Origin of the sequence: Kordia sp., from assembly GCF_045105435.1 — a bacterium.
GTDB lineage: Bacteria > Bacteroidota > Bacteroidia > Flavobacteriales > Flavobacteriaceae > Kordia.
Genome location: NZ_JBGCDL010000217.1, coordinates 1 through 12574, shown reverse-complemented (window position 1 = coordinate 12574; position 12574 = coordinate 1). Strand labels below are relative to the sequence as shown.

Sequence of the window (12574 nt, the reverse complement as noted above, 5' to 3'; positions counted from 1 at the left end):
TTGTGCATTTTGAATTCAAAAGTATAACGAAACGTCATTTCGAGTGATTTTGAGGTACGAAAAATCGTATCGAGAACTGTTTAGTACAAAATATTCTATTCTCGATACAAATTTCACTCATTTTCAATCGTAAAATTCACTCGATTTGACAAAATTTTATCAAAATGCACAACAGGTTATAATAAACAACATTGTACCATCTGTGTAATACAAAAAAAGAGCTTACAACTAATTTGTAAGCTCTTTTTATATCTTAAGATCAAAACTAATTACTTAATATTAGCCGATTTTACAGTCTTAATAATTCTTCCTGCAATCTTATATGGATCACCGTTAGAAGCTGGTCTTCTATCTTCCAACCAACCTTTCCATCCTTTTTCCACAGTAATAATAGGAATTCGGATTGAAGCGCCACGGTCAGAAATACCGTAACTAAAGTCATGGATAGAAGCCGTTTCATGATCTCCCGTTAAACGTTGGTCGTTAAACTCTCCGTACACAGCAATATGTTCTGCGGTAACAGGTCTAAATGCTTCACAAATTTTCTCGTACGTTTCTTGCGAACCACAAGTTCTTAATACCGTATTAGAGAAATTAGCATGCATACCTGAACCATTCCAATCACCTTTTACTGGTTTTGGGTGATATTCAATATAGTATCCGTACTTTTCTGTTAAACGATCTAGTAAATAACGTGCAATCCAAATTTCGTCTCCGGCTTTCTTAGCACCTTTTGCAAACAATTGAAATTCCCACTGTCCAGAAGCAACCTCTTGGTTAATTCCTTCAAAATTCAATCCTGCATCAATACATAAATCAGCATGCTCTTCAACAAAATCTCTACCATGTGTATTTCTTCCTCCAACAGAGCAATAATACATTCCTTGCGGTCCAGGATATCCACCAATTGGGAAACCTAAAGGCAACTGTGTTTCTTTATCCATAATAAAGTACTCTTGTTCAAAACCAAACCAAAAGTCATTATCTTCATCTTCAATAGCTGCACGTCCATTAGATTCGTGTGCCGTTCCATCTGCATTTAAAACTTCAGTCATTACTAAATATCCATTTCTTCTCGTCGGATCAGGATAAATAGCAACTGGCTTTAATAAACAATCAGATGCGCCTCCAGAAGCTTGTTGAGTAGATGAACCATCAAAAGACCAATTGTCAAGTTCTTCTACAGTTCCTTGAAAGTTCTCGTGTTCTTCAACCTTAGTTTTACTTCGTAAGTTTTGAGTTGGCTTATAACCATCTAACCAAATGTATTCAAGTTTAATTTTACTCATGATAATTGCTGTTCATATTTGTTATTACGTTTGCAAATATAATTCAATTTTAAAAAATACCTCTCAAAAAGTAAGGTTAAGTTTGTGTAAATTATTAAATGTTTATTAACAACCCCTATTTTTTAGGGGTATGATTATTTTATGATGAAAAAATACGTCAAAATTGATATATTTGTAAAAAAATAATAAAATTCATCATGGCTACACTCCGATTTAACGCACTTCAAGAAACATTACACAGAACACCTGTGGAAATAGAAGAAAAAGGACGTCGCTCAGAAATATTTGGCGAAAATGTATTTAATGAACACGCCATGTTGCAACATCTTACCAGAGATGCGTACAAAAGTGTCATGAATGCCATTGAATTTGGAACAAAAATCGATAGAAAAGTAGCCGACCATATTTCTACAGGAATGAAAGAATGGGCAATTAACAAAGGCGCTACACATTATACACATTGGTTTCAACCGTTAACAGGCGCAACAGCAGAAAAACACGATGCCTTTTTTGAAACGATTGGCAACGGACGTGCAATGGAAAAGTTTGGTGGCGGACAATTGGTACAACAAGAACCCGATGCATCAAGTTTTCCGAATGGAGGCATTCGTAACACGTTTGAAGCAAGAGGTTATACTGCCTGGGATCCAACATCACCCGCATTTATATACGGAACAACTTTGTGTATTCCAACGATATTTGTTGCCTACACAGGAGAAGCCTTAGATAATAAAGCGCCATTATTAAGAGCATTGCAAGCGGTAGATACGGCTGCAACGGCTGTATGTAAATATTTTGATAAGAATGTTTCTAAAGTAAATGCTTCTCTTGGTTGGGAACAAGAATATTTTTTGATTGATTCCGCTTTGGCTGCTGCCAGACCAGATATTACCCTTACGGGAAGAACCTTACTTGGACATTCTCCCGCAAAGGGACAACAATTAGACGATCATTATTTTGGATCCATTCCGAATAGAGTCATGAATTTTATGCGCGATTTAGAAAACGAATGCATGTTGCTCGGAATTCCTGTAAAAACGCGTCACAATGAAGTAGCGCCGAATCAATTTGAATTGGCACCAATTTTTGAAGAAGCTAATTTAGCCGTAGATCACAATTCCTTATTAATGGACGTGATGGAAAAAGTAGCGCAACGTCACAAATTCAAAGTACTATTCCATGAAAAACCATTTGCAGGCATCAATGGTTCCGGGAAACACAATAATTGGTCATTGGCAACAAATACGGGCGTAAACTTATTAAGTCCAGGAAAAACGCCGATGAAAAATTTACAGTTCCTCACGTTTTTTGTAAACACAATTAAGGCAGTTCATGACAATGAAGAATTGATCAGAGCGGCTATTGCAAGCGCTAGTAACGATCATCGTTTGGGAGCAAATGAAGCGCCACCAGCAATCATATCTGTATTCATAGGTTCGCAATTATCGGCGGTTTTGGATGAATTGGAAAACGTAACCAAAGGGAAACTATCTCCAAAAGAAAAAACAGACTTAAAACTGAATATTGTTGGTAAAATTCCAGAAATATTATTAGATAATACAGACAGAAACCGAACGTCACCTTTTGCCTTTACAGGAAATAAATTTGAATTGCGTGCCGTTGGCTCGTGGTCAAACTGTGCAGGTTCAATGACGGTTTTAAATACAATCATTGCGAAACAATTAAAAGATTTCAAAGTGGAGGTTGATGCGTTGGTAGACGAAAAAGGGTTAAAGAAAGATGAAGCCGTTTTTAATATTTTACGCGAATATATAAAAGCTTCAAAAAAGATACGCTTTGAAGGAAACGGATACGGAGAAGCTTGGGAAAAAGAAGCGGCAAAACGTGGTTTGAGTAATAACAAAACGACGCCAGAAGCCTTGAAAGCACAAATTTCTGAAAAAGCTTTTTCGCTTTATGAAGAAATGAACGTAATGAGTAAGGTAGAAGTAGAAGCACGGCATGAAATTGAGTTGGAAGCATATATTTTGCGCATTCAAATAGAAAGCAGAGTTTTGGGTGACATTGCGCGTAATCATGTAATTCCAACAGGAATTGGCTACCAAAATACCTTAATTGAAAACGTAAGCGGATTGAAAGAAATTTTTGGAAATGACTTTAAAAAGCTAGCTGCTGAACAAATTGACTTGATCGAAAAAATTTCAGAGCATATTGCAGGAATCAATTCGAAAGTGAATAAAATGATTGAGGAACGTAAAAAAGGAAACAAACTCAACGGGCAAAAAGCAGCAGATGCGTATTGTAATAAAGTAAAACCATACTTTGAAGAAATTCGTTATCACTGTGATAAGCTAGAATTGCTAGTCGATGATAATTTATGGCCATTGGTGAAGTATAGAGAGTTGTTGTTTACGAGATAGTTAAGATGCGCTTCGCTTTTGGATCGCTTCGCTTGTATAATTATACTACTGTCATTCCTGCGTAGGCAGGAATCCAAAATCAATTAACAAACATGGACTTAAAAACCAAAAGAACAAATTCTACAGATAAAGACTTCATCGAACTAGTCAAAGAACTCGATGCATTTCTTACGATTAAAAATGGAGAAAGTGATGCGTTTTTTAGTCAGTTCAATGGTTTGGAACAGTTAGAATGTGTAATTGTTATTTATTCAGAAGAAAAACCTATTGGTTGCGGTGCGCTTAAGCAATACAATGAAGATACTGTTGAGATAAAGCGAATGTATGTAAGTCGTGAGCATCAAGGAAAAAGTTTAGGAATTCATATTTTAAACGCACTTGAAACTTGGGCAAGCGAACTCGGAAATACACGTTGTATTTTAGAAACAGGAACTATGTTGCCAGAAGCCATTCGATTCTATGAGAAAAACAACTATCAAAGGATTCCGAATTACGATCAATATGTTGGTGTTGCTCAGAGTGTGTGTTTTGAGAAACTTCTATAAGTTTTAATACCCTTTAGATCTCTTGTGTTTTTCATACGCATCCGAAAGTTTCTGTGCTCTAGCTTTTAAATCTGCTTGTACTGCTTGTGGCAACATTTTAAGATCAATCAAACTCATATCAATTTTAAATAAGGTATTAAACGCTAACTTCGGATTCATTAAGTAGAGGCTATGATAATAATCAGTTGTTTTCTTGATTAATGCATCTCCAGACAACGTTTTACGTGTTGCTACATACAAACTTGTAATGTATCTTGAAATACATTCCGTATCATTATTACAGGCTAACACTTTATTTTTTTGTGCTTCTGAAAAACTTGTCTTTGAAGTTGAGGTTGAAGTTGAAGTTGAACTCGAAGTTGAGGTTGAACTTGAATTTGAACTCGAAGTTGAAGTCGAAACTGAGCTTGAAGAAACTTTAGATTGTAATGTACCATTCACCCAATTTCCAGCTTTGTAATTATCTTTTGAATAAAATTGAACTCCTTGTCCGTGTGGTTTTCCATTTTGGTAAAAGCCCATGTAATAATTATAATCAGATACTGTATACGTTCCTAATCCGTGGTAATTATTATTGTAAAATTCGCCAATATAACTTTCGCCACTTTTAAAAAATAAATAACCAAAACCATCTCTTTTACCGTTTTTAAACGTTCCCATATAGGTAGAATTGCTGTATTGGTATATTCCAACACCATTGCTACAATTCCCAACAACACAGGTTTTAGAATTGTTGTATTGCAATTCTGTTTTAGAAATTACTTCACCATTACGATAATTCAATTGGTAGGTTTTCTTGGTTTTATAATCGTTGTAGAAACCTATATTTTTAGATGCATCTGTAAAAATCATCAAATTATCGCCATTGTATTCATACGCAAATCCTTCTGGGTCTAAGAATGAACCTTTATACACTGACATTGCACTTTTTTTATCGTTCTTACTTGCTGTGTGAATTGGGCCATATACTTTTCCATTCTTAAAAAAACCACTGGCAGTTTTCCCATCTTTAAATTCTTTTTCTCCGTAACCATTTTCACAATCACCTTTAACACATTCTCCAGTGTAATATTCAGCATATGCATCCAAACTATTTGCCAATTGTTGTGCGTTATCCGTCATATTTTTGGAAGCATCACTTTTGTAATTACGATGTAATGTAACGGAATATGGTGTATAAATTTTCACATTTTTATAATCTACTAAAACAACTTTTTCTGGTTCATTTTCTCCTTTAAAAACAGCATCTATATTATTTGGAGCAAATTCATAAGTGCCCACTTTTTGAATATAACTTCCATCTTTTCTAAATACGTGCACGCCACCTTTTTCTGTCTTATACCAAAAACCGTTTTTCAAATCGATAGCAACTTTTTTCACAGGGAAATCTTTTCCAACGGGTTTACTTTCAAAATCTTCAAGAATATATAATTCTCTAGATGGTTTGTAAAACACCAACAAACTTTGTCCCATAAAAACCGAAGTTGTATTTTTAGCTTCTTGCTGACTATTTATTTTAAATAAATAACTTTCATTTGCAGTTTTTCTAAAAGTCACATTGTCTTCAACTAAGTTTTTATACAACTCAGTTCGGAATTTTATAACATATGTTTTTGTCACATCATTATCAGGATTGATGCTTCCCGTAACATCTCCATTGCTATATTTTAGTTCTCGGATATAATACGAAAATTGCGAACCGTATAACTTTTTATTTTTTGTAGCTAATGGATAGGCAATCACCCAATTTCCATATTTGTCATACACATATTTAAAGGTTTGTGTATAGGTTTTGTTCACTTCTTTCGCAATCTGATTTTTATCATTTAATGTATATGTAGCTTGGTATGTGCCTCTATCTTGGCTAACTAAAACACCATTTGTATTGTATTTATACGTATTTATATATGTTTTATTTGCACTTTTATTAAATGTTTTTTCTACAGAAATTAAGTTGTTTTGAAGCTCAAAATTTTTCGTTCCATTGTCAAAATCATATGAAATAGTGTTTCCTTTATAAAGAAAGTTTCGAGTTTTATCATACTTTTTACCACTATCAAAAGTTCCAGTTTCTTTTACTTGTTTTATTTTATTGTTGGAATAGGTATAGAAAGTCTCATTAGTATTTGTACTTGAAGTAGTTGTACTTGATCTTTTAGAAAGATTTCCATCTGAAGAATATGCATAATTAAACACAAATCCTTGTGGCTTCATAAAGGTTCCATAATTGTAGGTTGTTTTCGTTTGAAGCAGTTTTTTATTTTTGAATGTGTGTATTTCCAAGCTAAAATCATTTTTAAGGTATTGAAACTTGTGCCCTACAAACGAAAAGCCAATATCTTTATACGTAGCTTTTGAAACGCTTACGGGAACAATAGTTCCTGTGCCAACTTTCAAATTAAAATCAAGCTCCAAATCAGTATTAGGAATGTCTAAAATTTCTTTCTGAGTTCTCACTTCTTGAGCACAAGACAACATTGCTAACAATCCGAAGAAAACAATACATAGGCGTTTCATAAAAATCACTTTTAAGTTACAGCACAAATATGTGATATAATCAAAAGTGAAAACATTAGGCAGATGCCGTATATTTTGAAAGTTAAACAGAAAAGCGATCCGAAGATCGCTCTCTAAATTTCTAGATTCTTATTGACATTTCCAATCAGTTGCTTTACAACTTCCGCCAGTAACAGAAGGACATTGCATTGTTGGCATTGTACAATAAGCAGATCCCCAACCAGAAGTTCCGCCTTTAATTAAAAGCTGATCGTTTAGTGTTGAAATAGATTTTTTGTGAAGGTCTAATGACTTTAAATTTCTTTTTTTCATAATTAATAGTTTTAAAATTAATAATGATCAAAACTCAGAAATCAGAATAGAAAATAAAAGTACTATATGTCTATTTTTATAAAAGTCGTGAGTAAAAATTTAAACAATAAAAGTATATTTGCAGCACAACACAACAACTATGAGTAAAGAAGTATCAAAACGTTATGCAATGCGTGGCGTTTCTGCATCAAAAGAAGATGTTCACAATGCTATTAAAAACATTGATAAAGGTTTATTCCCGCAAGCTTTCTGCAAAATTGTACCCGATTATTTAACGAATGATGAAGACTATTGCCTTATTATGCATGCTGATGGCGCAGGAACAAAATCGTCATTAGCGTATATGTATTGGAAAGAAACAGGCGATTTGTCGGTTTGGAAAGGAATTGCGCAAGATGCGTTGATTATGAATATTGACGACTTGTTATGTGTTGGTGCAACCGATAATATCATGTTATCTTCTACGATTGGAAGAAACAAAAATGCCATTCCTGGTGAAGTGATTTCGGCAATTATCAATGGAAGTGAAGAACTCATCAAAGAACTAAAAGAATTTGGTGTTACCATTCATGCTACAGGTGGAGAAACAGCGGATGTGGGCGATTTGGTACGTACCATCATTGTAGATTCTACGGTAACGGCTCGCATGAAGCGAAAAGATGTGATTGACAATGCAAATATAAAAGCAGGCGATGTCATTGTTGGTTTGGCTTCGTTCGGACAAGCAAGCTATGAGAAATCATATAATGGCGGAATGGGAAGTAACGGATTAACATCGGCACGTCACGATGTTTTTCATAAATACTTAGCCGAGAAATATCCTGAAAGTTTTGACAATGCCGTGCCAAGTGATTTGGTATATTCAGGAAATACAAAATTAACGGATGCTATTGAAAACGCACCAATTGACGCGGGACAACTTGTTTTATCGCCAACGCGAACCTACGCGCCAATTATAAAAAGTATTTTAGATAAATATACTTCGGAGGAAATTCACGGAATGGTGCATTGCAGTGGTGGCGCACAAACCAAAATATTACACTTCGTGGAAAACCTACATATCATAAAAGACAATATGTTTGAAATTCCGCCACTTTTCAAGTTAATTCAAGAGCAATCGAATACAGACTGGAAAGAAATGTACCAAGTTTTCAATTGCGGTCACAGAATGGAAATATACGTTTCCCCAGAAGTTGCTCAAGATATCATTGCCATTTCAAAATCATACAATGTAGACGCACAAATTGTTGGAAAAGTAGCAGCTGCTGACAGCAAAAAACTAACGATTTCCAGTACATACGGAACGTTTGAATATAGCTAATTTCTAGTTTGTTTGTGAATTCAATTCTAGTGATTTTCGTTCGATAATTTCATCATTATCATCTTTGATTCGTCTTTACGAGATGAGCCGAAGCAATCTGTTTCAAAGAAAACTTAAACGTTACTTAGAAACAGAGTACTACGACGTAAATTTCTCGTAGTGAGGTTTCAAAATTTCTAACATTATAAAAACGTTCGTACTGTGTGGAGTCGAAGTGAAGTATGTCTAAAATGCGAAGCCGATCTAACATCTAATAGCGTCAGCGATCTAAGCGCAAAGCAAGTCTAAGAAAACCCAATCAAATCCGAATTCGCAAACTCCGTAAACTCACGCAATAACAACTTTAATTTCGGATTGATAAACTGTTCGCAAAATGGTTTCTTCGGATTGGAATAATAATAATTGGTAATTGCTTCGCGCGAAGCTTTAAAAGCAATAAAAGGCAACACTTGCGTGATGATTTTTTCTTTAAACTCACTTTGTGCAGCAGTAAGAATATTTTTTAAAATTTCCTGTTGCGCTTGATCGTAATAATAAATAGCAGAACGGTATTTTTTTCGCATGGAATGTTGCACAGTCGATTTGTGCGTACGCAAATGAATGGCTACGAGTACTTTCAAAGGAATCAAAGTAGTATCAAACTGTACAATGACGGCTTCCGAAAAGGTATCATTTTCTTCGGTAGATTGTACCCAACCTTGTGCTACATGTTGCACGCCTTTTAACGATTGAAAAACGGCTTCTGTACACCAATGACATCCACCGCCAAGAGCAACTTTTTGAATCATATACAAAAATAACAAAATGAGACAATTCCGCTAAAAAGCGCATAAAAATGATTTCGAAATCGAAATAATTGAATGTAATTAATTGATATACAATTTGTTATGCAGGTATGGTATTCGTGTAAAAAACCGACGAAGTGTCGGAAATGTGATAGCAATATGCGGCATTGTTACATACAAATGTTAAAATTGCTAGTACATTTGTCATGTAAAATTTAGTTTTAGTTACGCCTAACACTAAAGTAAAATTGAGTTATAAATAAGCACACGTAAACTACTCATTTATACAACCAATTTTAATACTAGTGATATGATTAGGGCACATTATTTAAAAACAAAACGAATGCTACTCATTGCACAACTAATTGTGACAATAAGTATTGCACAGACATTTACCGTAAACGGATTTGATTATAAGATCAGTACTACCAATCCGAACGAAGTTGTAACGCCAGCTGCATCTTTTACGTTACAAAACGTAGTAGTGCAAACAGGATACCTTTTGAATTTGAGCACATTTCAACAAAAAGAACAATCACTAGAAACTCAACTATTATGAAAAAGTTAATTAGTATTATACTGTTTTTTCTAGGTTCTTTTGCTGCGACTGCACAAGTAAAAGACAGCATTGTAGCTGCTTTAAAATTTCAAATCGAAAAGGCAGAAACAGACATTACACGATTAACACTCAAAGCTGATTTGGGAAATCGCTTGGCTTTTTTTGATAGATCAATAGCCAAAGAAGTCTTTTTAGAAATTGAAAAAGAATTAAATGATAACGAATACACGAGCAATGATTTTAAAATGCTTAAAGCAGAAGTATTATATAGTCTTTCTAGTGTGAACTCTAATCTTGGGAGTTATTCAGAATCACTTCGATATGCAAATGAAGGTTTTGATCTTGCTTCAGCGATCAATTACAATAGAATTGCTGGAAAATGCATGAGTAATTTAGGCGCAGTTTACAAAAAATTAAAAGATTATGCAAAGGCAAAACAGTACTATAAGCGTGCTTTGGCAATGCAAAAAAAGGACAGTATTCCGCGTGGGCAAGTTATTACGTTAAATCGTTTAGGAGCAACTTTTGTAGAAGAAAAAAAGTATGATTCTGCCAGATACTACTTTGAAAAATGCCTAGCAGTACCTAATATTTCAAAAAAATATATCATAAGAGTGCGCACAAACATAGCAAATACGTATGCAATAGAAGAGAAGTACGATATTGCGGCAAAAACCTTTACTGAAAATTTACAATTCTTACATACGACCAACGAATACCAGCATTTATCCAACAATCATTTGAGTATTGCTAATATTTACAACCAACAAAAAGAATATGCCAAGGCGACTTCACATATTGATAGTGCCATTGTGAATGCTAAAAAAATAAACTCTCGTTTATTATTAAAATGGTCTTATTTCAGAAAAGCAGAAATTGCGCACAACAGTAAAAATTATTCAGATTCGCGCAAAGCATTTATGACTTATGACGCTTATAAAGATTCGTTGGTGAGTGAAAGTAGAGTAAAAAGATTGGCAGATTTGGAATACGCGTATCAATTTGAAAGTGAAAAACAATTGGCGGCTGTTCATTTAAAAAATGAATCAACCAAAAAACAGCTCTATTTTGCGTTGATATTTGTGGTATTGGCATTCGCTATTTTCGCTATTTATTTTATTGTAAAACGAAAAGAACAAAAAATTTCTTTCGCCAAAAACGAACTACAACAAAAAGAAGTTGAAAAACTAAAAGCCGATTTGGCATTAGCGAATAGAAAAAAAGAACTCAAAAAGGTAGTCATAGAAAACTCCATTACGGAAGAAGTATTGAACAGGACTTTAGATGATATCAGACAAATAATCACGTTTGAAAATGAACAAGAACGACAACTTGCTTTAAAGTCATTGTCTGCTTCGTTACTATCCGAAAAAACAGGAAAAAGTTCTACGACAAGTTTACAAAACTACTTAGATAAAGTAAATATTGATTTCAAAATACTACTAGATACACAATTTTCCGAATTAAAACCACGCGAAAAAGAATTGCTTTGCATGATGAAATTAGGATTGAGTTCTACAGAAATAAGTAAACTGCTCAACACTACATTACCTTCTATAAAATCGTCAAGATATCGTATTCGTAAGAAATTAAACTTAGCATCTACCGACGATATTATTGCTTGTATAGAGCGCAAAAGCACTTTGCAAATAAATTCCTAAAAAACACAATTAAAATACTTAAAAAAGATTAGCAAAAGTACAATTTAAACTGATGTTTTATTGGGATTAATTATCTTATAATCAATAAATTAAAGTATTGATACCTTTTTGATACCCTGTAAAATTTGTTGCAAGCAAGGCATACGCATTTCTTTGTTTTTGAATTGAAAATTCAACATAAAAGCCAATCACTTTTACACGAATTTTTAATCACACATTTACCAGAAAACTAAATATTCAACACCATGAAAAGAAGTATATTAACTATCCTGTACGCAGCAATAATGTGTATAGGAATCACAAAAAGTAGTGCGCAAACAGCAAACCCAGAAGGCGGCGGCGTCACTTTTGTCGTAGATGGATTAGAGTATGAAGCTGTAAGCTTTGACCCTAACGAAGTAGCTGTAACATTTGTAGATGGTGAGATTGCAGCAGCTTTTGTAATACCCGAAACAATATCATTTCAAGGAGTTACGTACAGTGTTGTTCAAATTAATAGTTTTGCTTTCGAAGAAACTCCAATAACAAGTATCACTATTCCAGCAACCATCAGAGAAATTTTTTCAGGAGCTTTTGAACTTACAAATCTTACACAAGTAACAGTCTTAGGTACTACAGCACCAACATTAGAAACAAATATTTTTGATGATCGTAGTGTTATTTCACTAACGGTTCCGACAGGAAGTGAGGATGCTTATTTGAGTAATGGATGGACGGGTTTTGCAACAATCAACGGAATTAACCCAAATTTTGAAGTCAACAATATTACATACACTATCAATTCACAAGCAAACAGTACTGTAAGTATTATTGATAGTTCTATCACAGGAGTTGGTTTAACAATTCCTACTACAGTTACATTTAACAGTACAACGTATACTATTACTGAAATTGCGACTGATGCATTTAAAGGCAATCAATTAACCAGCGTTGTTATTCCTAGTACAGTTGCAGTAATAGGTGAAAGTGCTTTTGAAAATAATCAATTAATGACTGTTACTATACCTAATTTAGTCACAACATTAGGAAGGAGAGCTTTTAATACGAATCAACTCGCCAGTGTCGTATTTCCTCCAAACTTAACAGAAATAGGAGATCGTTGTTTTGAAAATAACCAATTAGCGAGCATAAACCTTCCAACAGGTGTTACATTCTTAGATTTCAGAGTTTTTCATAACAATAACTTTACGAGTGTTACGATTCC

10 protein-coding genes are annotated in these 12574 nt (G+C 34.1%); 6 read left to right on the top strand and 4 right to left on the bottom strand.

From position 1 onward, the window contains the following. Nucleotides 1-269: 269 nt before the first annotated feature. On the bottom strand, nucleotides 270-1289 hold the full coding sequence (locus AB8B65_RS11285) for a glutamine synthetase beta-grasp domain-containing protein (protein WP_405301113.1): 1020 nt from the start codon (nucleotides 1287-1289) through the stop codon (nucleotides 270-272). Nucleotides 1290-1486: 197 nt separating this feature from the next. Between AB8B65_RS11285 and AB8B65_RS11280 the strand changes: the two genes are divergently transcribed. Continuing rightward, nucleotides 1487-3670, top strand: a complete 2184-nt coding sequence (locus AB8B65_RS11280) for a glutamine synthetase III (protein WP_405301112.1) — start codon at nucleotides 1487-1489, stop codon at nucleotides 3668-3670. A gap of 92 nt (nucleotides 3671-3762) precedes the next feature. Continuing rightward, on the top strand, nucleotides 3763-4215 hold the full coding sequence (locus tag AB8B65_RS11275; protein ID WP_405301111.1) for a GNAT family N-acetyltransferase: 453 nt from the start codon (nucleotides 3763-3765) through the stop codon (nucleotides 4213-4215). Nucleotides 4216-4218: 3 nt separating this feature from the next. Here the strand turns inward: AB8B65_RS11275 and AB8B65_RS11270 are convergent, their stop codons facing one another. Both AB8B65_RS11270 and AB8B65_RS11265 read right to left on the bottom strand, forming a co-directional pair. Further along, a complete protein-coding gene (locus tag AB8B65_RS11270) occupies nucleotides 4219-6732 on the bottom strand; it encodes a hypothetical protein (RefSeq protein WP_405301110.1) in 2514 nt (837 codons plus the stop codon). Between the two features lie 129 nt (nucleotides 6733-6861). Then, nucleotides 6862-7044 carry a hypothetical protein gene (locus tag AB8B65_RS11265; protein WP_405301109.1) on the bottom strand — a complete coding sequence of 61 codons (183 nt, stop codon included), beginning with the start codon at nucleotides 7042-7044 and terminating at the stop codon, nucleotides 6862-6864. Nucleotides 7045-7183: 139 nt separating this feature from the next. Here AB8B65_RS11265 and AB8B65_RS11260 point away from each other — a divergent pair, with 139 nt between their 5' ends. Further along, a complete protein-coding gene (locus AB8B65_RS11260; protein WP_405301108.1) occupies nucleotides 7184-8365 on the top strand; it encodes an AIR synthase related protein in 1182 nt (393 codons plus the stop codon). Between the two features lie 284 nt (nucleotides 8366-8649). On the opposite strand, the gene AB8B65_RS11255 is transcribed toward AB8B65_RS11260, so the two are convergent. Next, nucleotides 8650-9153 (bottom strand): peptide-methionine (S)-S-oxide reductase, encoded by a 504-nt coding sequence (locus tag AB8B65_RS11255; RefSeq protein WP_405301107.1) that lies wholly within the window; start codon nucleotides 9151-9153, stop codon nucleotides 8650-8652. Between the two features lie 340 nt (nucleotides 9154-9493). On the opposite strand from AB8B65_RS11255, the gene AB8B65_RS11250 reads away from it, so the two are divergent. The 3 genes from AB8B65_RS11250 to AB8B65_RS11240 all read left to right on the top strand — a co-directional run. Next, complete coding sequence (locus AB8B65_RS11250; protein ID WP_405301106.1) at nucleotides 9494-9709, top strand: hypothetical protein; 216 nt, start codon at nucleotides 9494-9496, stop codon at nucleotides 9707-9709. Further along, nucleotides 9706-11370: a tetratricopeptide repeat protein gene (locus AB8B65_RS11245; protein WP_405301105.1), complete on the top strand. Its 1665-nt coding sequence runs from the start codon at nucleotides 9706-9708 to the stop codon at nucleotides 11368-11370. Before AB8B65_RS11250 ends, AB8B65_RS11245 begins: the two co-directional genes overlap by 4 nt. A gap of 245 nt (nucleotides 11371-11615) precedes the next feature. After that, nucleotides 11616-12574 (top strand): leucine-rich repeat protein (locus tag AB8B65_RS11240; protein ID WP_405301104.1); only part of this gene is annotated, 959 nt, incomplete at its 3' end.